The sequence below is a fragment of the Nonomuraea polychroma genome, assembly GCF_004011505.1.
In the GTDB taxonomy this organism is placed as follows: Bacteria; Actinomycetota; Actinomycetes; order Streptosporangiales; family Streptosporangiaceae; genus Nonomuraea; species Nonomuraea polychroma.
On sequence record NZ_SAUN01000001.1, the window covers coordinates 6,903,490 to 6,924,611 of the forward strand.

Here is a 21,122-nt window from a genome sequence, read left to right on the forward strand (position 1 = left end):
AAGGTACGGATGTGAAGAATCATCCCGAATGTGATGCTGACTCTTTGTCAGCACACCGTTCGTGATCGTAACGGTGGAGATCTCACGCTGAGTGACGATTATTGGACGCCGCGAAGCACAACGACGCCAGAGGGCGGCACGGTGACCACGCCGGTCTTCTCCCCCGACGGGTCGAGCGCGTCGGCCCACTCGCCCTGAAGGGTGATGTCATGTTTGTCACCGGTGTGGTTCAGCAAGATCAGGAAGCGGCGGCCGTCTCCGGCGCGCACGCTCGCCTGCACCCCCGACGGCAGGCCCGCGACGACGGGGGTCACCCGGGCTTCGGCCAGGGCCAGGCCGAGGACCGCCCGCATGGTGGCCGGGTCGAGCCGGGTCGAAAGGTAGCGTGCCGTCCCCTTGCCGAACTCGTGCCGGGTCACCGCCGGGCGGCCGGCCCAGTCCTGTGCGTCGAAGGCGATCTCCGGCTCGGCGCCGGCCAGGCTCAGGTCCTCGCGCCACAAGTCGGCGACCCCCTCCACCTGTGCGAGCGCCCCGTAGCCGCGGACGGGGAACGTCTCGTGCTCGGCGGCCGGGCAGAACTCCTCCACCCGGACTCCGAGGACCTCGCGCAGCGGGGCGGGATACCCGCCCAGGTGGACCCGGTCGTGCTCGTCCACGATCCCGCTGAAGAAGGAGACGACCAGCGCGCCTCCGCCGGAGACGTACGCCGAGACGCTTCGCGCGTCGTCGTCGGACAGCAGGTACAGGTTCGGCACGACGACGAGCGCGTAGCCGGCGAGCTCCGCGGAGGGCGGCACCACGTCCACGCCCACGCCGAGGTCGAAGAGGGGACCGTAATGGTCGAGCAGCCGGTCCTGCTGGCGTACGCCGTCCGAGGGGTGGGAGTCCAGCTCGAGCGCCCACCAGCTGTTCCAGTCGAGCAGGATCGCCACCTGGTTGCGGACCCGCGTGCCGGCCAGGTCGGGCACCGAGGCCAGCTCCTTGCCGAGCGCCGCGATCTCGCGGTAGACCCTGCTGTCGGGCCCCGCGTGCGGCACCATGCCCGAGTGGAACTTCTCGGCGCCGCCGCGTGACTGCCGCCACTGGAAGTACAGGATCGCGTCGGCGCCGTGCGCGACGGCCTGCCAGCTCCACAACCGCATCTGGCCCGGCTGCTTGATCGCGTTCCTGGCCCGCCAGTTGACCGCGCTGGGCGCCTGCTCCATCAGGATCCAGGGCTCGCCGCCCCCGGCGCCGCGCATCGTGTCGTACACCAGGCCCGGGAAAAGATGCGGCCGCTCGTCGTGGGGGTCGGGGTAGGAATCGACCGCCACGACGTCCAGCCGCGGCGCCCAGTCGAAGACGTCCACTGCCTTCAGCCCCATGAGGAAGTTCGTGGTGATCGGCACCTCAGGGGTGACCCGCCGCAGGATGCCGGCCTCCAGGTCGAAGCAGGCACGCAGCGCCTCGTTGCTGAAGCGCATGTAGTCGAGTTGCTGGGCCGGGTTGGGGTACGTCGGAGCCACCCGGGGCGGGCGGATGTGGTCGAAGGAGGCGTAACGCTGCGACCAGAAGTCCGTCGACCAGGCGTCGTTCAGCGCCTCGACGTCGTCGGCGTACCGCTCCCGCAGCCAGCGGCGGAAGTCGTCCGCCGACACCTCGCAGAAGCAGGCGGGGATGTGGCAGCCGTACTCGTTGCCGACGTGCCACAGGCCGAGAGCCGGGTGGCCGCGGTAATGCTCGGCCAGCCGCTCCACCAGCAGCGCGGCCCGTTCGCGGTAGACCGGGCTGGACGGGCAGAAGTGTTGCCGCCCGCCGGGACCGAGCACGGTGCCGTCCGCGGTGACCGGCAGGATCTCGGGATGCTCGTGGACGAGCCAGGGCGGCGGCGAGGCGGTCATGGTGGCCAGGTCGGCGGTGATCCCGTGCGCGTGCAGGTCATCCAGGACCTGGTCGAAGAAGGAGAAGTCGTACGCGCCGCGCGCCGGCTCCACGCGGGCCCAGCCGAACACGCCGACGGTGACGAGGTTCACCCGGGCCTCGGTCATGAGGCGCATGTCCTCCGCCCTCGTCTCGGCCGGCCACTGCTCGGGGTTGTAGTCGCCGCCGAAGGCCACGCCGCCCAGCCGGCGCCAGAGCCGGTCGCCCGGGGACGGGGCGCCGGCGGTGCCGGTGACCGGGGTGACATCGCGAGGTACGGCGTTCATCGTCGGCGCGGCGGCCTCGATGGACGAGGTCCGCCGCTCCTCCCTTCTCTTCGTCGCGGCCCGGCGGGGCCGACAGGTTGTCCTCTTCGTCCGACCCGGCGGGCCGACAGGTCGTTCGCTTCGTCCCGGCCCGAGGGCCGAGATGGTCCGCTTCGTCCCGGCCCAAGGGCCGACACGTGGTCCACTTCGTCGTCCTCTTCGTCGCGGCCCGGTCAGGCCGACGGAATCGTCTTTCTTCGTCGCGGCCGTGTGGAGGCGGCAGGGCCGTTGGATCGTGGCGTGGCGGGCGGGGTGGGGGCGGTTGGGTCAGGCCCGTGGAGGTGGCAGGGCCGTTGGCTGGTGGCGGGGTGGGGCGGCGGGGTCAGGCCGGTGGCGGGGGCGCGGCGGTGCTCTCCCTGACGATCAGCTCGGGAGCGACGAAAGCCGTGGCGGAAGGGGCCGTGCCGCCCTCGATCTGGTCGATCATGAGCGACACGATGCGCTCGGCCACCACGTCGAAGTCCTGGCGGACGGTGGTGAGCGGCGGCGACAGATAGGCCGACTCGTCGAGGTCGTCGAAGCCGGCGATGCTGACGTCCTCAGGCACGCGACGGCCCGCCTGGATCATCGCCCGCATCACACCGAGCGCCATCTGGTCATTGGCGGCGAAGACGGCCGTCACGCCGGGCCGCCGGGCCAGCACGCGCCCGGCCGCGTAACCGCTGCCCGCGCTCCAGTCGCCGAACAACAGCTGCGGGACCGCGGCGCCCGCCTCCTTGAGCGTGGCGTGCCACGATTCGGCCCGCCGCCGCGCGGCGTAGGAGTCCTCGGGCCCGGAGACGTGCCAGACCGTCTCGTGGCCGAGGTCGAGCAGGTGACGGGTGACGAGCCGGGCGCCGAGGGCCTGGTCGGTGTCGACCATGGGATGGCGGTGGCTGACGTCGCCGTCGGCCATCACGACCGGCACGCCCGGCGGCAGGCGGAGCGCCGGCGTGTCGAGGATCTGCGCCTCGATGAGCACGATGCCGTCGACCGCCTGCATGGTGAGCTGGTCGAACGCCTCGTGCACGGCCCGCTCGGTCTGCGACTCGACGGCGATCATGTTCACCGTGTAGCCGGCCCGCTGGGCCGCCCGCGTGACGGCGTCGACCGTGCGGGCGTTGCCGAAGCTGGCGAGCCCGAAGCTGATCAGTCCCAGGGTGCGGAACTGGCCGGTGACCAGGGCGCGCGCGGCCGTGTTGGGCCGATAGCCGAGGACGCGCATGGCTGACAGGACCCGCCGGCGGGTCTCTTCCTCGACGTTGCTGCGGTTGTTGGCCACCCGGGAGACCGTCTGGCTGGAGACCCCGGCCATCGCGGCGACATCGGCCATGGACGGCCGCCTGCGCGTGCGCCGTCCTGCCGCCGTTTCCTGGGCCGCCCCGTCCACTCACACCTCCGTACGAAGTCTCGCACGATGTTTACGCAAACATGACCTGTCCGTCAATGATGGCTTCAGCGCGCAACAAACCGTGACGAAACACGGTGCCAATGTTAACTGATGGTTACCTATTGACATGATTCCAGCGACAAGACCAAACTACGGACCATCTTCATCATGTTTACGTAAACACACGATCATCGCGACTTCCGCTACAGGGAGGAGACGGTGGCGCAGGTAGCGGAGCGGTTGCCGGGCCACCGACGCCCCGACAAGGAGAGTTCAGTGCCAGTTCCTATGGCAACGCGAACATCACACTGGAGCACGGAATGACCGCGCCGGCCACCGAGCTCCGGCCTGCCGGAGCTCGCGGTCTCGCCCGGCCGTTCCTGCGCCTGCGCGTCGCCGGCTACGCCTTCTTCCTGCCGTTCTTCGTGGTCTTCCTGATCACGGTGGTCGCGCCGCTGCTGTACGCGATCTACCTCAGCTTCTTCCAGGACCGCCTGATCGGCGGCACGGTCTTCGCCGGCCTGGCCAACTACACCCGCGCCGTCGGCGACGCGTTGTTCGGCGCCGGTCTGCTCCGCGTGGCGCTCTTCCTGGTCGTGCAGGTGCCGATCATGCTGCTCATCGCCCTGGGATGCGCGCTCGCGATCGACAGCGGCCGGCTGCGCTGGCCGTCCCTGTTCCGGATCACGATCTTCATGCCGTACGCGGTGCCGGCCGTCGTGGCGGCCCTCATGTGGGGCTACATGTACGGCGACGAGTTCGGCCTGGTGGGACAGATCGGCGACGTCTTCGGCGTCACGCTCCCCGACCTGATGTCGCGCTCCTGGATGCTGGGCTCCATCGGCAACATGGTGACCTGGGAGTACGTCGGCTACAACATGATCATCCTGTACGCCGCGCTGCGGGCCATACCGGAAGAGCTCTACGAGGCCGCCGAAATGGACGGGGCCGGGGCCATCCGCATCGCCTGGAGCATCAAGCTGCCCGCCCTGCGCCCCGCGTTGCTCGTGGCCACCGTCTTCTCGATCATCGGCAGCTTCCAGCTCTTCAACGAGCCGAACATCCTCCAGAAGCTCGCGCCCTCGGTGATCACGACGAGCTACACCCCCAACATGTACGCCTACAACCTGGCGTTCAACGGCCAGCAGATCAACTACTCGGCCGCCGTCGCCGTCGTGCTGGGCCTGGTCACCGTCGTGGTGGCGTACGTGGTACAGCTCATCACGGCGAGAAGGGAGCAGACGCTGTGACGGCAGTCGCCGGCGCGCCCGCCGCCACCACCGCCCAGCGGGGCACGCACCGATCCACCAAGCCGAGGCGCCGGGGCAAGAGCCCCGTCCTCACCCTGATCATGCTGGTCATGTTCGGGTACGCGGTCCTGCCGCTGTTCTGGTTGCTGGCCAACTCCAGCAAGACGAGCGCGGACCTGTTCTCGACCTTCGGGCTGTGGTTCGGCGGGGACTTCCACCTGTTCGCCAACATCGCCGACACCCTGAGCTACAACAACGGCATCTTCCTGCGCTGGTTCGGCAACACCGTGCTCTACTCCGTGGTGGGCGCGGGCGGGGCGGCCCTGCTGGCCACCATCGGCGGGTATGCCCTGGCGAAGTACGACTTCCCCGGCCGCAAGCTGCTGTTCGCGGTGGTCCTCGGCGCGATCTCCATCCCGGGCACGGCCCTCGCGGTGCCGACGTACCTGCTGTTCAGCCAGATCGGGCTCGTCGACACCCCGTGGGCGGTGCTCATCCCGTCGTTGTGCAGCCCGTTCGGCCTCTACCTGATGCGCGTCTACGCGGCCGACGCGGTGCCCGACTCGATCCTGGAGTCGGCCCGCATCGACGGCGCGGGCGAGTTCAGGATCTTCCGCACCATCGCGCTGCGGCTGCTCGCCCCGGGATTCGTCACCGTCCTGCTCTTCTCGCTGGTCGCGACGTGGAACAACTATTTCCTGCCGCTGATCGTGCTGAACACGCCGGACTGGTTCCCGCTCACCGTCGGGCTCAATCAATGGAACGCCCAGGCCAACAGCGGCACCTCCGGCGCCGTCGACGCCACCTACAGCCTCATCCTGACCGGCAGCCTGCTGTCCATCGTGCCGTTGATCATCGCCTTCCTGGTGCTCCAGCGGTTCTGGCAGTCGGGTCTGGCCACCGGCAGCGTCAAGCAATAAACCCCCGTGAATAAGGAAACGCCCATGAGAACTCTTCCATCGCGGCGCGGTGTGATGACCGCCGGGGTCGCCACCGCCCTGTCACTGGCACTGGCCGCGTGCGGCGGCGGCAGCGGCGGGGGCGCCACCACCGCCCCGGCCGCCGCCCCGAGCGCGTCGGCCGCCGTCCAGGACGCGCTGAGCAAGCCGGCCGAGCTGACGTTCTGGACCTGGGTCACGGGGATCGAGAAGACCGTCGCCCGCTTCCAGGCGAAATATCCGAACATCAAGGTCAATGTGGTGAACGCCGGGCAGTCCGCCGACCAGTACACCAAGTTGCAGACCGCGATCAAGGCCGGCTCCGGCGCGCCCGACGTGGCGCAGATCGAGTACTTCGCGCTGCCCCAGTTCGCGCTCTCCAAGCAGGTCGTCAACCTCGCCGAGCACGGCTCCGACGCGCTCAAGGACAAGTTCGCCCCCGCGGCGTGGGGCCAGGTGGCGATCAACGGCGGCGTGTACGGCATCCCGCAGGACACCGGCCCCATGGCGATGTTCTACCGCAAGGACATCTTCGAGAAGCTGAAGATCGAGCCGCCGAAGACGTGGGCGGAGTTCATCGAGGCGGCCAAGAAGATCAAGGCCGACAACGCGGACAACTTCATCACCTCCATCGACCCCGGCGACGCCGGCGGCGTGGACAGCCTGATCTGGCAGGCAGGCGGCGCGCCGTTCAGGACCTCGGGCGAGAACCAGGTCAGCGTCACCCTCGCCACCGACCCCGGCGTGAAGCAGTTCGTCAGCACCTGGGGCACCCTGCTCGGCGAGAAGCTGGTCGACCCGCAGCCCGGCTGGACCGACGAGTGGTGGAAGGGCATGGGCTCCGGCAAGTACGCGGTCTGGATGACCGGTGCGTGGGCCCCGAACGGCATCATCAACTCCATCCCGCAGACGAAGGGCAAGTGGGCGGTCGCCCCGATGCCGCAGTACGACGCGGCCAAGCCGATGAACGCCGAGAACGGCGGCTCGTCGGTGGCGGTCATCCCGCAGAGCAAGAACATCCCGGCCGCCGTGGCCTTCGCGCAGTGGCTCAACTCCGACCCGGAGGCGGTCAAGTCGCTGAACGAGGAGGCCGGGCTGTTCCCCGCCACCAAGACGCTCCTCGACGACCAGGCGTTCCGTGACGCGCCGCAGGAGTTCTTCGGCGGGCAGAAGATCAACCAGGTGCTCGGCGACGCCTCGGCCGCGGTGAAGGCCGACTGGCAGTACCTGCCGTTCCAGGTGTACGCCAACAGCATCTTCAAGGACACCGTGGGCCAGGCCATCGACGGCGGCGGCGACCTGGCCGGGGCGCTGAAGACGTGGCAGGACCGGATCAGCGCGTTCGGCACCGAGCAGGGCTTCACGCTCTCGAGCGGCTGACCGGCCCGGACGAGCGGCGGCCCGGCGGGGGGAGGTGCTCCCCCGCCGGGCCGCTGTTTCAGCTCACTCCGGGCAGGACGAGGGCCGCGTGGTGCAGGTCGGAGTAGTCGGCCCAGCGCTTCGCGCGCCCGGTGGTGACGTCGACCGCGTAGGAGTACATGTGCCCCTTGTCGTTGACGGTGACCAGGACCTCGGAGCGGCTCGGCCAGATGCTCGTGCCGTCGACGGAGCCCTTCTTCGGCAGGCCGCGCAGGGTCACCTTGCGCAGGGTCCGCCCCGTCTTGGCGTCGAGCAGCGTGAGCCTGCCGAAGCCCCGCTTGTTGGCGTCTGAGAACTCGACGGCGGCCACCGTGCGGCCGTCCGGGGACAGCTCGCTGAAGTTGATGAACACGCCGTCGAAGCGCACCGGCTTGCCTCCGCCCTTGACCGGCATCAGCCACAGGTCCGTCTTGCGGTACCGGATCAGCTCGACCATGCGATTCTTGATGCTGATCACCTCGTACTTGCCGGGTATCGACACCGTCTCGGTATTGGCCAGGTCGATCAGCAGGCCGGGTTCCTTGCTTCCCTCACGCGGGTCGAAGGCCACGTACCGGCCGTCGTCGGAGACCGCGAGCATGGCGCCGACGCCGATCCGGTCTTCTTTCACCGTGACGGGAGAGACCGTCCTGTTGCCGCTCTCCAGCTTGTGAACGACGAACGTCTGGGCGCGGCGCTCGTAGTAGGCGAGCATGCGCCCGTCCCGGCTGATCGCGAGAGGCGCCTGCTGGTCCGTGCGGGTGGCGACGAGCGCGTCCGGCACCCGGTACGTCTTGCCGCTCCGGGTGACCACCCGCCACTCCACGGCACTGCAGTCGGCGGTACGCGCCGCCTCGTCGATCTCGCACGGCGTCTGGAACGCGTGGCTGATCGGCCCCACCTTGCCGGCGGGCAAGTCGGGCACCGTGTCCGTCCGCCTCTGCGTGGCCGTCTGGTCGGTACGCGGCCAGGCAATGACGGCCCCCGCCGTCGTCACCACCACCAGCGCCACGACCGTCGCGACGGTGCCCAGCATCAGCGTGGCGCGCCGCCTGCGCCGGTGCCCCTCGATGGCCGCATCGGCCAGGCTCACCAGCGGGGCCTCCGCCGCGAGACCCTCCAGCGCGTTGCGCAGCCTCGTCATCGGGCCACCTCCTCGACGTGCAGATCCATCAGCTCGGGCGCGATCTCGCGCAGGCGGGCCAGGGCACGATGGGTCTGGCTCTTGACGGTGCCGATCGAGCAGCCGAGCACGTCGGCCGTCTGCGCCTCGGTGAGGTCCTCCCAGAAGCGCAGCACGATCACGGCTCGCTGTTTGCGGCCCAGCTTGGCCAGCGCCTGCCGCAGCACGATCCGATCCAGCGTGGCCTCGTCATAGGAGGTGCTCCGCTCGGGCGGGTGCGCGCTGGGTAACTCGGGACGGTGCCGCCGCCTCCAGGAGATGTACTGGTTGACCAGCGCCTTGCGCGTGTACGCCTCGGGGTTGCCGCTCCTGGACAGCTTGGACCACTGTCCGACGACCTTGGACAGCACGCTCTGCAGCAGGTCCTCGGCAAGATGGGCGTCTCCCATGAGCAGGTACGCGGTCCGCATCAGCGATTGCTGGCGAGCCAGCACGAACTCACGGAAGCCGTCATGATGATCCAATGTGCTCTCCTCTCGCCCTATGCCAACGCGACCCACCCGGTGAAAGGTTGCACGTGCGTCTCCGGTTTCACACCCCGGGTTGTCCGGCCCGTCGATTCGGCTTCATCGGCCGGTGTCCCGTGGCTGTTAGAGATGCGCGCATGCGCAAATCTCTGCTCCTGTCCGCCCTGATCACCGCGTCGATGCTCGTGCCGTCCGTCCCGGCGCACGCCGCCTCCGGGCCCTCCGTCACGTTCGCCCTGATCGGCGACACCCCCTACGGCGACGCCCAGCAGGCCGCGTTCCCCAAGCTGGTCGACTCCATCGACGCCGACCCGGACGTACGTTTCGTCCTGCATGCCGGTGACGTCAAGAACGGCTCCTCCACCTGCGACGACGCCCGCTTCGAGACCCTGGCCGGGCTGTTCGGCACGTTCGACGACCCGTTCGTGCTGACGCCCGGCGACAACGAGTGGACCGACTGCCATCGCACCGCCGCCGGCGGCTACCTCCCCACCGAACGGCTGGAGGCGGTCCGCCGCATCTTCTATCCCGTCGCGGGACGCACCATCGGCGGCCACCCGATGGGCGTGCGCACCCAGGCCCGCGATGCCCGGCACCGCGACTACCGGGAGAACGTGCTCTTCACCCGATCCGGCGTGGTCTTCGCCACCGTGCACGTGGTCGGCAGCGAGAACGACCTGGCCCCCTGGAGTCAGCTGCCCGGCGGCGACCGGCCCGCGGAGCGGCTGGCCGAGTTCGAGGCGCGCAAGGCCGCCGCGCTGGACTGGATCGACAACGCCTTCGCCGTCGCACGCCGTACGCAGGCGCCCGGCGTGCTGCTGATGATGCAGGCCGAGCCCCTGGACACCCCCGGATTCGCCGAGATCAGGGCGCGCATCGTGGAGCAGACCCGGGCGTACGGCAAGCCGGTCGTCCTCGCGCACGGCGACGAGCACGTCTACGAGGTGGAGCCCGGCTACGCCGGGGTGCCCAACCTGACCCGCCTGGAGACGTACGGCGACACCGCCGCCAACTGGCTGCGCGTCACCGCGGACCCGAAATCGTCCGCCGTCTTCTCGTGGGAGCCGCAGACCGTACCGGCCGGAGATCAGGAGGGGTGAAGTAGACCGGACATAAGGCACCATTTAAAGGTGCCGAATCGTGTCCTCATCGCCGACGACGATCGTGCCATCCGCGAGTCCCTTACGCGGGCGCTGGAGCTGGAAGGGTACGACGTCGTCGCCGCGGCCGACGGGGTGGAGGCGCTGACCCGGGCCCGCCGGGACAGTTTCCACGCCCTGGTGGTCGACGTGATGATGCCGCATGTCGACGGCCTGGCCGTGTGCCGCGTGCTGCGCGCCGAAGGCGACCGCACCCCCGTGTTGATGCTCACCGCCCGCGTCGAGACCCCTGATCGGGTCGCCGGTCTGGACGCCGGCGCCGACGACTATCTGCCCAAACCCTTCGAGCTCGACGAGCTGCTCGCCCGCCTGCGGGCGCTGCTGCGTCGCGCCACGCTGGCTCAGGCGTCCGACGTGCCGGGCCACGCCGACGACGTACTCGAGATCGCATCGCTCCGCGTCGACCCCACCGCACGGCGCGCCTGGTGGGCCGACGCGGTGCTGCAGCTGACGAAGACCGAGTTCGACCTGCTGGAGCTCATGGTGCACAACGCGGGGATCGTGCTGGACCACTCGACGATCTACCAGCGGATCTGGGGCTACGACTTCGGCCCGGACTCCAAGAACCTGGCCGTCTACATCGGCTACCTGCGGCGCAAACTGGCCGAAGCCGGCGGGCATGACGTGATCCACACCGTGCGTGGCGTGGGCTACGTGGTCCGGCGGCCATGAGCCTGCGCTCGCGCTTCGCGCTCGCGTTCGCCGTCGTCGCCGCCGTGGTGTCGGCGACGGTCGGCGTGCTGAGCTACAGCTTCGCCTCCGAGCGCATCACCGCGGAGATCGACCGCTCGTTGCGGGACACCACGGTGGCCCTGGCCAACGGTCAGGATCAGGTGCCCGGGTCCGTCCTCGCCCTCGCCCCGCGACCCGGCCCTCACCGGGACGACGGCGAGAGGTATGAGATGACCGCGCAGGCCGTGGCCCGTGACGGCACGGTCCGGCACCTGGGCGGAGTGGCCGTCCCGCTGCCGGTCTCCGACGTCGCCCGCGCCCTTGCCGCCTCCGCCGCCCCCGGGCGAACGCACACCGCCGAGGTGGTCGTCGGCGGGCACTGCTACCGCCAGCTGACCACCGCACTCGGCCAGGGCCGCGGAGCCCTGCAGGTGGCGATCCACATCGACCCGGCGAACCGCCTGCTGGGCGGTTTGCGCAACGAGGTCGCGGTGCTCTGTCTCGCCGTCATGCTCGCCGCCGCGGCCATGGGCTGGCTGGTCGCCGGGCGCATCACCCGGCGCCTGGTCCGGCTGGCCAGGGTGGCCGAAGACGTCAGCGTCCACGACCTCGCCGACCGTGAGGTGCGGGTGGACGGCTCCGACGAGGTCGGCCGGCTGTCGGCCGCGTTCAACACGATGCTCGGCCGCCTCGCCGCCGCCCGCGAGGACCAGGAGAGGCTGGTGGAGGACGCCGCCCACGAGTTGCGGACCCCGCTGACCAGCCTGCGTACCAACACCAGTGTGCTGCGCCGCTACACCGACCTCTCCCCCGACGCCCGTGACCGGCTCCTCGACGACGTCGAGGGGGAGGCTCGCGAGCTCAGCCACCTGGCCGACGAGCTCGTCGAGCTCGCCCTCGCCCGGTACAACGACGAGGACGAAGCACCCGTGGAGCTGGCCGCCGTCGCCCACCGCGCCGCGGAGCGCCTGCGCCGGCGCACCGGCCGGCCGGTGCGGATCGACGCCGACGACTCCGTGGTCCGCGGTCGCCGCCAGCGACTCGAACGCGCGATCAGCAACCTGCTGGAGAACGCCGCCAAGTTCGACGACGACGGCACCGAGCCCATCGAGGTGCGCATCCGCCAAGGCACGATCACCGTGTCCGACCGCGGTCCCGGAATGAAGCCTGATGACGAGGCACGGGTGTTCGACCGGTTCTACCGGGCCGACACCGCCCGCGGCCTGCCCGGGTCCGGGCTCGGCCTGGCGATCGTGCGTGACGTCGCCGAGGCGCACGGCGGCGCCGTCTTCGCCAGAGCCCGGCCGGGCGGCGGGGCCACGGTCGGGTTCACCGTGGGCGGGTCCCGCCTGTCGCCGCCGGAGTGATCGTGAGAGCGGCGAGCCCAGCCCATCAGTGATCCACGGTGACGACGATCTTGCCCACCTGGTCGCCGGCCTCCAGGTAACGGTGTGCTGCGACGATCTCGTCCAAGCCGAAGACCCGGTCCACGGCGGGCTCGAAGGCTCCGCTCCGCAAGCCCGAGGAGACGAACGCCGCGGCCCGGCGCAGCCGCTCCGGATCCCTGGTCGTCTCGTGGACGGTATAGGTGCGCATGTTCAGGGCGGGCATGCCGAGCTCGAACCCCGGATAGGGGGTCACCTCACCGCTCAGCGCACCGTATTCGAGCAGTGTGCCGCCGGGGGCGACCACTTTGGCCAGGTCCACCACGCCGGGGCCGGCGATGGCGTCGAAGACGAACTCGGCGCCTCGTCCCGCCGTCAGGTCGAGCACGCGCGCGACGACGTCCTCCTCGCCGGTGACGATCACCTCGGCCGCCCCCGCCTTGCGCAGCCGCTCGGCCTTGGCCCGGGTGCGGGTGGTGGCGATGGGCACCGCACCCACGCGGTTGGCGACCTGGAGCGCGGCCAGGCCCACGCTGCTGGAGGCGGCGGTCAGCACGACCGTGTCCCCGGCACGCATCCCGCCGACCTCTACCAGCGCCCCATACGCCGTCACGTAGGGCATCCACACAGCCGCACCCTCGACCGCGCCGAGCCCGTCGGGGCGGCGTAGCACCGCGGCCGCGGGGACGATCGCACGCTCGGCATAGACGCCGTAGTCGTTCATCGAGAACGCGGGCACCACGCTGACCGCCTGCCCGGCCTCGAATCCCGCCACGTCCGCGCCGACGGCCTCCACCACTCCCGCCGCCTCGGTGCCGAGCCGGGCCGGGAACTCCCTGACCGGCTCGATGTAGTGGCCGCTGCGGAACAACACCTCGGCCCGGTTGAGCCCGATCGCGTCCACCCGGATCAGCAGCTCATGAGGGCCGGGCTCGCCGACCTCCACGTCCTCCAACCGCAGCACGTCCGGTCCGCCGAGCTCGCGGAACCGCACCGTCTTGACCATCACGTCACCCCTTTCGATCGGCTCCTCACTCAAACGGAAAGTACGATACCTGTCAAACTTCGATATCCGTCGTACTTTGATGAGTGTCGTACGATGGAGCGGTGACAACGCGGCAGGCCGTGCGGGACCGCATCCCGCCTCACCCGGACATCCGGACGATCACTCTCCAGCAGGTGCTCGAGGCCCTGGTCGACCCGGTGCGCCGCCGGATCGTCCGCGAGCTCTACACCGCCGGCCAGGACATGCGCTGCGGCACGTTCGACCTGCCGGTCAGCAAGTCCACCGCCACCCACCACTTCAACGTGCTGCGGGAGGCCGGACTCATCCGCCAGTACTACGTGGGCACCTCCCGCATGAACGCGCTGCGCCGCGACGAGATCGACGAAGCCTTCCCCGGGCTGCTCCGCGCTCTGTCAGGACGGGAGTGACGGCGCGCCACCGGCGCGCCCGGCCCCGCCGGGACGGCGGGCTCGACGTGACCGTCGCCTTCCCCTGACGCTGTCAGGCGATGTAGGAGAGCTGCTCCGGCTCCACCTGCCCGAGCAGCGGCTTGCCGCTGAGGAACCGGCCCACCTCCGCGACGGCGAACTCGCCGAGGCGCCGCAGCTCGCGGCCCTGCGCTCCGGCCAGGTGCGGCGTGACCAGGACGTTCGGCAGGGAGAAGAGCGGGTGTCCGGGCGGCAGCGGTTCGGGGTCGGTCACGTCGAGGATGGCAGAGATCCGGCCGCCGGCGCACGAGCGGGTCAGCGCCTCGGTGTCGATGAGCGATCCGCGGGCGGTGTTGATGACGACAGCGCCGTCGGGCAGCAGGTCCAGCCGTCGCCCGTCGAGCATGTGGCGGGTCTCGGGCAGGGCGGGGGCGTGGACGGTGACGAGGTCGCTGCGGCGGCAGAGGTCGTCCATGCTCACCTGCTCGGCGCCGAGGCGGGCCGCTTCGGCGGCGGTCACGTACGGGTCGTACAGCAGGACCTCGACCTCGAAGGACTGGAGCCGCCGCAGGACGAGGCGGCCGATCCGGGAGGCGCCGATCACCCCGACCGTGCAGTCATGCAGCCCGGTGCCCTCCCCTCGCAGCCATTCCCTGGGCGCGCCCTCGACGGCGGCCGCATAGCCCCTGGCGCGGCTGAACACCTGCTTCGCGCCGAGGACGAGCATGGCCATGGTGTAGTCGGCCACCGGGACGGCGTTCGCCTCGGCGGCGGAGGACACGACGACACCCCGCTCGAACACGAGGGGATCGACGCCTGCCTTGACGGTGCCGGCGGCGTGCACGATCGCGCGCAGCCGGGGCGCGGCCGCCAGCACGCCGGCGTCGATGCGGGGGGCTCCCCACCCGGTGACCAGGATGTCCGCCTCCGCCAAGGCCGCGGCGGCAGCCGCTCCTTCGAACGAGGTGAACGTCGTCGCCGGATCGATGTCGACCAGTTCCTGCAGACGGGTGACAAGGTCGGCGGGGAAGACGCCGCCGAACGCCCAGGGGGCGATGGCGAAGACAGCGACGGGTCGCCGTGGCACGAAGTCAGCTCCTCGAACTATGTAAACGGTTACAGACGCACGACCACTCTACGGGCAGGGGTCCGGGAGCGTTGGCGGCCCGGTCAGCGTTCGCAGGTGGGGACGTCGCCCAGGCGTACCGTCACCGTCCGCCCGCCCGGCAGGGTGAGGACGACCAGGTCGTCCCGCACGCGTACGTCCGGCGCGGGCGGCTCCTGCGTCGTGACCGCGAGCAGCACGAGGCTGACGTAGATCGCGGTGCCGCCGGGATGGGCCTCGGCGATGACGTACGGGGTGGCCGAGTGTGCGCCGAAGGCGTTGGCGCCCTCCGCCGTCACCAGGCCCGCGCCGGTGTAACCGTGCAGGCCGCGCACGGCGCTGCTCAGCCCGTCCGGACGCCGGGCCAGCGCCACACCGTCGCCTTCGCACAGGTCGAGCGGGACCGCCGCGGCCAGTGCGTGGCCGCCGTCCCGCACCTGATGCCCGGCGGGCGCGGTGACCTGGTGAATCCTGATCTCCGCCGCGCCGTCCACGACCGAGGCCGTGACCACCCGGACCGCGCCGTCCTGGTAGGCGGAGGCGGCGAACCGGTCCGACACGGCCAGGGGTTCGATGTGCCGCCTGAGCGAGGCGGTCCCGTCGGGCGCGACGACGGCCAGGTGGTTGTCCACGCCCGCCGCCTTCTCCCCCACCTCAGGGCCCGCGTGACTGGTGTAGGCGAACTTGAGGTAGTGCGGGTCGGGCGGCCCGTTCGGGTCCTGGACACGATCCCGGTCGCTGCCGTGGTTGACCAGCCGCACGATGCCGTCCGCGCGGGTGGCGTGCAGCAGCCAGCCTGGCGCGGGCATCGCCACCGCCTGGTCGGCGAGGTCGATCGGGGCGGCCTCCTCGGGGTCCGTCCAGGCCGGGTGCCCGGGCGGCAGCAGCAGGCCGAGGAACGCCTTGCTCGCCCAGTACGGCGACGCCGGACCCGAGTAGTCCTGCGTGACCGGCAGGAACGGGTCGTACCAGCCGAGGCTGAGCAGCCCGTGCTCGTCGGGCGCGCCGTGCTCGGCGAAGTGGCGCAGCACGCCGCTGGCGATGCGCCGGGTCCGGCCGGGCGGAAGCGGCGAGGCGCCGGTCAGCGCGCCCAGCCACAAAGGCGCCACCGTCGCGAACCGGTAGGTCAGCGAACGCCCCTGGTGCACCGGGCCGCCGTCGGCGGCGAAGAAGTGCTGGTAGTGGCCGAGGAAGCGGTGCAGCCGCGCCGCGTAGAGCTCCTGCCTGGCGGTGTCGCCGGCCATCCGCGCCCACAACGACGGATACAGGTGCATCGCCCAGCCGCAGTAGTAGTCGAAGTTCTTGCCCTTGCCGTCGGAGTACCAGCCGTCGCCGGCGTACCACTCCTCGATCCGCTCCAGCCCGCCGGTGATCTCGCCGGGCTCGTGGGGCCCGCCCACCTCGGCCAGGAACTGCTCGACGACCACCCGGAACAGCACCCAGTTGTTGTCCGGAGTGCGCCGCCCCACGAACCCGGCCAGCCAGGCCACCACCCGCTCCTGTTGAGCGGGCGAGAGCCGGTCGAAGATCCATGGCCGGGTCTCGTGCAACGCCAACGCCACCGAGGCCGCCTCGACGAGCTGCTGGGACATGTCGGTCAGCGCCGGCCACGCGTACGGGTGCGCCGGGTCGGTCCCGGCGGCGAGGCCGCTCGCGTACCGCTCCAGCAGCGCGGGCGGCACGTCCCCGCCCGCGCCGGCGATCCTGAAGGCGGCGAGCAGGAACGTGCGGGCGAAGCCCTCGAGTCCGTCGCTCACCTGCCCCGACCTGCTCGTCCTGCCGGGCAGGCGGAACTGGGCGAAGTCGTCCGTGGCGTACGGCGCCACGGACGCGAGCAGGTGATCGGCCATGGCCTCCCAATGCGCGCGGGTCCAGCCGGTGTAGCGGGACAGTCGGTCATCGGGCGTTGGGAGGCGCATTGACATAGACAAAGGAGCTTAGCTTCCTGCGTAGGTGATGTTCGGCCGAGGCGGCTTCGCCATGCCGGCCCCGAGGAAGTAGTCGACGTGGTGGGACTGCATGTACCCCTTGAGGGTCATGGCGTTGCGGTAGGCGGGGTTGTGGGCCAGGGTGTACAGCCTGGTGCTCGACGGCACGTTCGTGGTGAAGATGATCAGCTCGTTGTAGGCCGCGTTGGTGTACACGACCTCCTCGCGCCAGTCGCCGAGAATGTCGCCGACGAAGGCGGGGTTCGGGCCGCTCGCGTTGACCGCGCCGTAGTTCCAGGTGCTGACCAGCCGGGGCACGCTGCCGGTCGTGGTCGGGTTGTTCGGGTTCCACTTCTCGATCTTGCCGTCGTTGAGCAGCTCCATGGTGACGTCGCCGTCCCACCACAGGCCCAGGTGCGGCCACGGCCGCAGGGACGTGTCGGATTCGGTGAGCCGGTTGCTCGGGGCGTTGTAGAGGCCGGAGAAGGACCAGACCTCCATGCCGGGGAAGCCTGGGTCGATGTCGCCGGCCATGCCGCGTCCCACGTCGGCGGTGCCGGATTCGACGTGCTTCCAGATCATTGAACCGTTGGCGGCGTCGTAGTAGTACTCGCGCAGGCCGCTGGGGTTGACCTGCTGCACGCCGTAGCCCTGCAGGCCGGGACGGTTCGGGTCCATCTTCGCGATGTGGAAGCGGTCGCCGTGGATGATGCCCTGGGGCGCCAGCGAGTAGCGCAGGGTGCCGTTGCCGTTGAGCACGAACCCGATCTCGGCGACCTCGTCCGTCCCGTCGCCGTTGACGTCGATGATGCGGGTGTTGTGCCCGTCGGGCATGTCCTGGTTGCCGCGCAGCCACTTCCACTGCTGGGTCAGCGCGGTCCCGGTGAACCTCCAGGCGGTCATCATGAGGTTGAAGTCGCCGCTGCCGATGCGGTTCTTCATGTACGCGACGAGGCTCGGCGTGGTGCCGTCGAGATAGCCGACGCCGAAGCGCGCGTACATCGGGCCGTCGGCCAGATAGTCGGTCGGCACCGGGGCCGTGGCCCGGGGCGCGCCCGTCGCGCCGTCGAGGATGGCGATGAACTGCCGGTTGTTGTCGCTGTTGGTGAACCGGGTCCCGTTGCCGAAGGTGACGCCGTTGGCGATGCGGACCGCGACCTCGGCGCGGCCGTCGCTGTTGAGGTCGTGGACGGTGACGCCGTCATTGTGGCCCACGTCGATGGTGGACGAGCCGCCCTCGATGTTGTCCTGGTTGGTGCTGTTCGGTCCCATGTCGACCTGCCAGAGGAACTGCCCGTTGCTCCGGTAGGCCTCGATCTTCTGCGGGGACGTCTGCCGGTCCAGCACGTAGTCGTACTCGCCGTCGCCGTCGAGGTCGCCGACCCAGACGAACTTCACCGGCCCGCCGGCCCGCAGCGGCAGGCGCACCACCGGCTCGGTGGCGTGATTGGCGGTCAGCGTGAACGCCCTGCTCGGCGCCTGCTCCACGCCGCCGACCACGGGCCGCACGTAGTAGCTGTTGGCGCGGGTCAGGTCGGCCGTGGAGTCCACGTAGTTGGTCCCGCCGGTCAGCACACTGGGGTTGAGCTTGACGTACGAGCCGCCGGCGGTGGACCGGTAGACGTTGAAGCCGATGCCGTCCGGGTCGAGCCCCAGCAGCCGCCAGGTCACCAGGACACTGGTGCTGCCGGAGCGCACGGCCACGACCCCGCGGCCGAGATTCTCCATCACCCGCGGGCCGGCGAGAGCCGACGCGGTGGACGTGGAGCCGGCCACCAGTGCCGTGCTGACGGCCAGGACCGCCGAGGCGATGACAGCCGCTTTGCGTAAGGCGTGCATGTTCTCCTCCTTGGATGTGCCGGATTACGCGGGAAGGTGATCGCCCACGAGGGCGAGGCACTGGATGGCGGCCAGGCCGTACTGCGAGGAGGCGTTGGTCGAGGCGAAGGCGGTCTCGTCGACCGGCTTGAGCACCTTCGAGCCCTCCACGCGCACCGCCTTGAACTCCAGAGTCTTGGGGTATCCGGCGTGGCCGGTGTCGAACTCCTTCCACGCCCGCGCGGCCAGGGTCGCGTCGCCGAGCTTGGCGGCGGCGTAGGCGGTGAGCCGGGAGTGGGCCTGGCGCAGGTTCAGGTTGCCCCACGACTGCCCGGTCTCGGCCTGCTGCTGGGCGGCGGTGCCGTTGTAGAGGCGGCAGTACTGCAGCCACGCCTTGGTGAACGCCTCGTCCCCGGTCAGGTGGATGACCTCGCTGCAGACCTCGACCAGCCCGAACACCGCGCCGAGTGAGCCGACGCTGACGGCCGGCTCGGTGGGCTTGAAGGTGCCGTCGTCGAGGTCGTACAGGCCGCCGCCGCGCGCGAAGCCGTTGGGCATCGCGGCGATGGAGCGCATGCTGTTCATGAGCTTCTCCTTGGCGATCGGGTCGCCGCCGCGCTCCCACTCGGTCAGCCAGGCCAGGGCGAGGCCGCTCCAGTCGGTGCCGGTGCCGACGGAGAGGGCGTGCGGGTCCGGCTCGTACGGGCCCGTGCGGATCTTGCGGATGGGGTCCAGGACCAGGAACGTCTTGTCGGAGTCCACGAGGTCGTGCATCAGGTCGCCGATACGCTCGTCGGCGGTGAGGAAGTACAGGAATCGCCGGTATCCGGCGGTGCTGATGCGCAGCTGCTTGGCGCTGTCGGCCCAGTGCTGCACGCCGTGCCGGGTCCCCAGGTCCCGCCATTTGCCGAGGTGGTAGACGTCGACCTCGCCGGTGTGCCGGGTCATCGCCTCGGCGAAGCGGAACGCCTCGGCCTTGCCGGTGCGCAGGTAGTGGTACCAGAGCCACAGGTCGGGCGACAGCTCGGAATTGGCCCAGGCGTAGCCGCCGACGTCGTAACGCCAGACGTGCCGGTCGGGGTCGTAGCTGTGCATGATGTCGCCGTAGTCCCAGAAGCCGTACCAGGAGCGCTGCTCGACCTGCTTGCTGTGGAAGTCGAACAGGAAGTCCAGGCGGTCCTCGATGCGGGCCTTGGCAGGGGTCGAGCGGTCGACCGGCGACCAGTCGCCGAACACCTTGGCCGCGTGCATGTGCGCGGGCGGCGCGACGACGAGCGGCGGCGTCTGGACGGCCTGGGCCAGCTCCGCCACCTTCTCGGCGGCCGGGGTGGCCTCCAGCGCCCAGAACATCAGCTCCGTCGTCCGCGCGATGCCGTACGGGGTGCCGAAGCCCGGCTCGTAGTCCTCGTAAGTGATCTCCAAGCCTTGGAGCTGCTCGGCGTAGGTGTCCTGGCCCATCCCGTCGTGGTAGAAGCGCAGGTCCATGGGCCCGGCGTCGGGCGACCACAACCACACGGTGACCTCGGCGTGCTCGCCCGCCGCGTCGCGGATGTCGAGCTGGGTGGGGTGCAGCTGCCAGAAGTTGCGCATGCCGAAGGCGAAGCCGCCGGTGGGACCGCCGACGTACCCGAGGCCGCCGGCCCGGCCGCCGGCGTCGACCGAAATCCAGCCGTGGCCTTTCTTGGTGCGCTTGCGGATCTGGAAGCCGTCGGCGGTGAGCTGGCGCAGCGAGTAGTCGCCGAAGGCCGGGATGAGGTGCAGCCGCGAGCTGACCCGGGTGTCCCAGGTCGTCACCGGCGGAGTCGCCTTCCCCGCGACCTGCGCCTGGCGGACCGCGGCGCCCGGGTCGCGGCGCAGGCCGGTGATGCCGCGCACCGCCTCCGCCAGGACGCCGTCGCCCGTTCCGGCGAAGCGCACGTGCCTGTTGTACAGCTCGTCGCGCATCGGCACCCGGAACCGGATGCCGAGGCCGCTGATGAAGTCCTCCTGCTCGTTGCCGTCGTAGACGAAGCTGTGCATCGCGCGGATGCCGTCGCTGCCGGCGTAGAAGTACAGGCGCACGGTGAACGGCAGCCAGGACCGGTTGCCGCGCCGGTGCGCGCCCTCGATCCTGACCACCGCGCGGACCGGGCCGGACTGCTCGACCGTCACCTTCTCCGTCCGGCCGGTGAACCTCTCCTGCTTCACCGACCCGCCCTCGTCGTCCCCGGGGTCGGTCTGTCGCAGGCAGACGAGCTCGCCGTCGCGGGCGATCTCGCGGTCGCCCCGCAGGATGGCGCTCACCAGCCGGTCGCCCTTCTTCGGGATCAGGCACCGGATGACGCCGGTGCTCACCTCGACCTGGTCGTCGCCGTCCTTGACCGTCACGGCCGCCGCGGGCGCGGCCGGTTGTCCGGCGGTGAGCACGTACTGCTCGGCCGGGGCGACCTCGGCGCCGATGGCGTGCGCGGTCCACTTGAGCGAGCCGTCCGGCCAGTACGCGGTGGCCCACGTCTGCACGGGCACCTGCTGCCCCGCGGCGGTACGCAACGCGAAGGCCTGGTCCTTGGGCACGGTGCCCTTCGGCCACGGGACGCCCCACGTGGACCCGGCGGCGAGCTGCCGGGGCGCGCCGCCTTCCAGCCACCGGAGCTGGACGCCGTCATCAAGCGCCCCGCTCGCCGTGACCGCTTGCGGGGCCTCGGCACGCGCCGGTACCGCGGTCCAGCCGACCTGCCCGGCGGCGCCGACCGCCGCCGCGCTCAGGAGAAGGTTTCGTCGGGACATCATCGCCATGGGGGGCTCCACTGG

At 70.5% G+C, this 21,122-nt stretch carries 16 protein-coding genes; 7 read left to right on the top strand and 9 right to left on the bottom strand.

Annotated features, from left to right (window positions below; all coding sequences use genetic code 11):
• Positions 1 to 98: 98 nt before the first annotated feature.
• Together EDD27_RS31495 and EDD27_RS31500 are read right to left on the bottom strand one after the other, a co-directional pair.
• Positions 99 to 2,186: a beta-galactosidase gene (locus EDD27_RS31495; RefSeq protein WP_127935614.1), complete on the bottom strand. Its 2,088-nt coding sequence runs from the start codon at positions 2,184 to 2,186 to the stop codon at positions 99 to 101.
• A 361-nt stretch (positions 2,187 to 2,547) separates the two neighbouring features.
• Positions 2,548 to 3,537 carry a LacI family DNA-binding transcriptional regulator gene (locus tag EDD27_RS31500; RefSeq protein WP_127935615.1) on the bottom strand — a complete coding sequence of 330 codons (990 nt, stop codon included), beginning with the start codon at positions 3,535 to 3,537 and terminating at the stop codon, positions 2,548 to 2,550.
• Positions 3,538 to 3,914: 377 nt separating this feature from the next.
• On the opposite strand from EDD27_RS31500, the gene EDD27_RS31505 reads away from it, so the two are divergent.
• Genes EDD27_RS31505 through EDD27_RS31515 form a run of 3 tightly spaced genes read left to right on the top strand, consistent with a single transcriptional unit; the run spans position 3,915 to position 7,162 of the window.
• Positions 3,915 to 4,844, top strand: coding sequence for a carbohydrate ABC transporter permease (locus tag EDD27_RS31505; protein ID WP_127935616.1), 930 nt, complete (start codon positions 3,915 to 3,917; stop codon positions 4,842 to 4,844).
• Entirely contained in the window at positions 4,841 to 5,764 is a 924-nt protein-coding gene (locus EDD27_RS31510; RefSeq protein WP_241564358.1) for a carbohydrate ABC transporter permease, read from the top strand. The genes EDD27_RS31505 and EDD27_RS31510 overlap by 4 nt, the downstream gene beginning before the upstream one ends.
• 24 nt (positions 5,765 to 5,788) lie before the next feature.
• Positions 5,789 to 7,162 carry an ABC transporter substrate-binding protein gene (locus tag EDD27_RS31515; protein WP_206641737.1) on the top strand — a complete coding sequence of 458 codons (1,374 nt, stop codon included), beginning with the start codon at positions 5,789 to 5,791 and terminating at the stop codon, positions 7,160 to 7,162.
• Between the two features lie 58 nt (positions 7,163 to 7,220).
• On the opposite strand, the gene EDD27_RS31520 is transcribed toward EDD27_RS31515, so the two are convergent.
• The gene (locus EDD27_RS31520; protein ID WP_127935617.1) at positions 7,221 to 8,324 is read right to left on the bottom strand and encodes a hypothetical protein; all 1,104 of its coding nucleotides are present in this window, start codon (positions 8,322 to 8,324) and stop codon (positions 7,221 to 7,223) included.
• Positions 8,321 to 8,827: a SigE family RNA polymerase sigma factor gene (locus EDD27_RS31525; protein ID WP_127935618.1), complete on the bottom strand. Its 507-nt coding sequence runs from the start codon at positions 8,825 to 8,827 to the stop codon at positions 8,321 to 8,323. The genes EDD27_RS31520 and EDD27_RS31525 overlap by 4 nt, the downstream gene beginning before the upstream one ends.
• A 140-nt stretch (positions 8,828 to 8,967) precedes the next feature.
• On the opposite strand from EDD27_RS31525, the gene EDD27_RS31530 reads away from it, so the two are divergent.
• From EDD27_RS31530 to EDD27_RS31540, 3 genes are read left to right on the top strand one after another with little or no spacing between them, the layout of a single operon-like run.
• Positions 8,968 to 9,930 (top strand): metallophosphoesterase, encoded by a 963-nt coding sequence (locus tag EDD27_RS31530; RefSeq protein ID WP_127935619.1) that lies wholly within the window; start codon positions 8,968 to 8,970, stop codon positions 9,928 to 9,930.
• Between the two features lie 30 nt (positions 9,931 to 9,960).
• Positions 9,961 to 10,662, top strand: a complete 702-nt coding sequence (locus EDD27_RS31535) for a response regulator transcription factor (RefSeq protein WP_127935620.1) — start codon at positions 9,961 to 9,963, stop codon at positions 10,660 to 10,662.
• Complete coding sequence (locus EDD27_RS31540) at positions 10,659 to 12,029, top strand: HAMP domain-containing sensor histidine kinase (protein ID WP_127935621.1); 1,371 nt, start codon at positions 10,659 to 10,661, stop codon at positions 12,027 to 12,029. Before EDD27_RS31535 ends, EDD27_RS31540 begins: the two co-directional genes overlap by 4 nt.
• 25 nt (positions 12,030 to 12,054) lie before the next feature.
• Here EDD27_RS31540 and EDD27_RS31545 read toward each other — a convergent pair whose 3' ends face one another.
• Entirely contained in the window at positions 12,055 to 13,053 is a 999-nt protein-coding gene (locus EDD27_RS31545) for a zinc-dependent alcohol dehydrogenase family protein (protein WP_127935622.1), read from the bottom strand.
• 101 nt (positions 13,054 to 13,154) lie between these two features.
• On the opposite strand from EDD27_RS31545, the gene EDD27_RS31550 reads away from it, so the two are divergent.
• Positions 13,155 to 13,481 (top strand): ArsR/SmtB family transcription factor, encoded by a 327-nt coding sequence (locus tag EDD27_RS31550; protein WP_206641738.1) that lies wholly within the window; start codon positions 13,155 to 13,157, stop codon positions 13,479 to 13,481.
• A 73-nt stretch (positions 13,482 to 13,554) separates the two neighbouring features.
• On the opposite strand, the gene EDD27_RS31555 is transcribed toward EDD27_RS31550, so the two are convergent.
• The 4 genes from EDD27_RS31555 to EDD27_RS31570 all read right to left on the bottom strand — a co-directional run bounded on the left by EDD27_RS31555 (position 13,555) and on the right by EDD27_RS31570 (position 21,107).
• Positions 13,555 to 14,568, bottom strand: coding sequence for a hydroxyacid dehydrogenase (locus tag EDD27_RS31555; RefSeq protein WP_127935624.1), 1,014 nt, complete (start codon positions 14,566 to 14,568; stop codon positions 13,555 to 13,557).
• A gap of 83 nt (positions 14,569 to 14,651) precedes the next feature.
• Entirely contained in the window at positions 14,652 to 16,511 is a 1,860-nt protein-coding gene (locus tag EDD27_RS31560) for a DUF2264 domain-containing protein (RefSeq protein WP_241564359.1), read from the bottom strand.
• A gap of 12 nt (positions 16,512 to 16,523) precedes the next feature.
• On the bottom strand, positions 16,524 to 18,353 hold the full coding sequence (locus EDD27_RS31565; protein ID WP_164903862.1) for a rhamnogalacturonan lyase family protein: 1,830 nt from the start codon (positions 18,351 to 18,353) through the stop codon (positions 16,524 to 16,526).
• A 24-nt stretch (positions 18,354 to 18,377) separates the two neighbouring features.
• Complete coding sequence (locus EDD27_RS31570) at positions 18,378 to 21,107, bottom strand: exo-rhamnogalacturonan lyase family protein (protein ID WP_127935625.1); 2,730 nt, start codon at positions 21,105 to 21,107, stop codon at positions 18,378 to 18,380.
• Positions 21,108 to 21,122 lie beyond the last annotated feature (15 nt).

Bases quoted from the DNA above. Each gene is read 5' to 3' on its own strand.
- EDD27_RS31565 (WP_164903862.1), bottom strand. From the start codon at position 18,353: ATGCACGCCTTACGCAAAGCGGCTGTCATCGCCTCGGCGGTCCTGGCC.
- EDD27_RS31570 (WP_127935625.1), bottom strand. From the start codon at position 21,107: ATGGCGATGATGTCCCGACGAAACCTTCTCCTGAGCGCGGCGGCGGTC.
- EDD27_RS31515 (WP_206641737.1), top strand. From the start codon at position 5,789: ATGAGAACTCTTCCATCGCGGCGCGGTGTGATGACCGCCGGGGTCGCC.
- EDD27_RS31530 (WP_127935619.1), top strand. From the start codon at position 8,968: ATGCGCAAATCTCTGCTCCTGTCCGCCCTGATCACCGCGTCGATGCTC.
- EDD27_RS31545 (WP_127935622.1), bottom strand. From the start codon at position 13,053: ATGGTCAAGACGGTGCGGTTCCGCGAGCTCGGCGGACCGGACGTGCTG.
- EDD27_RS31500 (WP_127935615.1), bottom strand. From the start codon at position 3,537: ATGGCCGATGTCGCCGCGATGGCCGGGGTCTCCAGCCAGACGGTCTCC.
- EDD27_RS31540 (WP_127935621.1), top strand. From the start codon at position 10,659: ATGAGCCTGCGCTCGCGCTTCGCGCTCGCGTTCGCCGTCGTCGCCGCC.
- EDD27_RS31505 (WP_127935616.1), top strand. From the start codon at position 3,915: ATGACCGCGCCGGCCACCGAGCTCCGGCCTGCCGGAGCTCGCGGTCTC.
- EDD27_RS31495 (WP_127935614.1), bottom strand. From the start codon at position 2,186: ATGAACGCCGTACCTCGCGATGTCACCCCGGTCACCGGCACCGCCGGC.
- EDD27_RS31520 (WP_127935617.1), bottom strand. From the start codon at position 8,324: ATGACGAGGCTGCGCAACGCGCTGGAGGGTCTCGCGGCGGAGGCCCCG.
- EDD27_RS31560 (WP_241564359.1), bottom strand. From the start codon at position 16,511: ATGTCAATGCGCCTCCCAACGCCCGATGACCGACTGTCCCGCTACACC.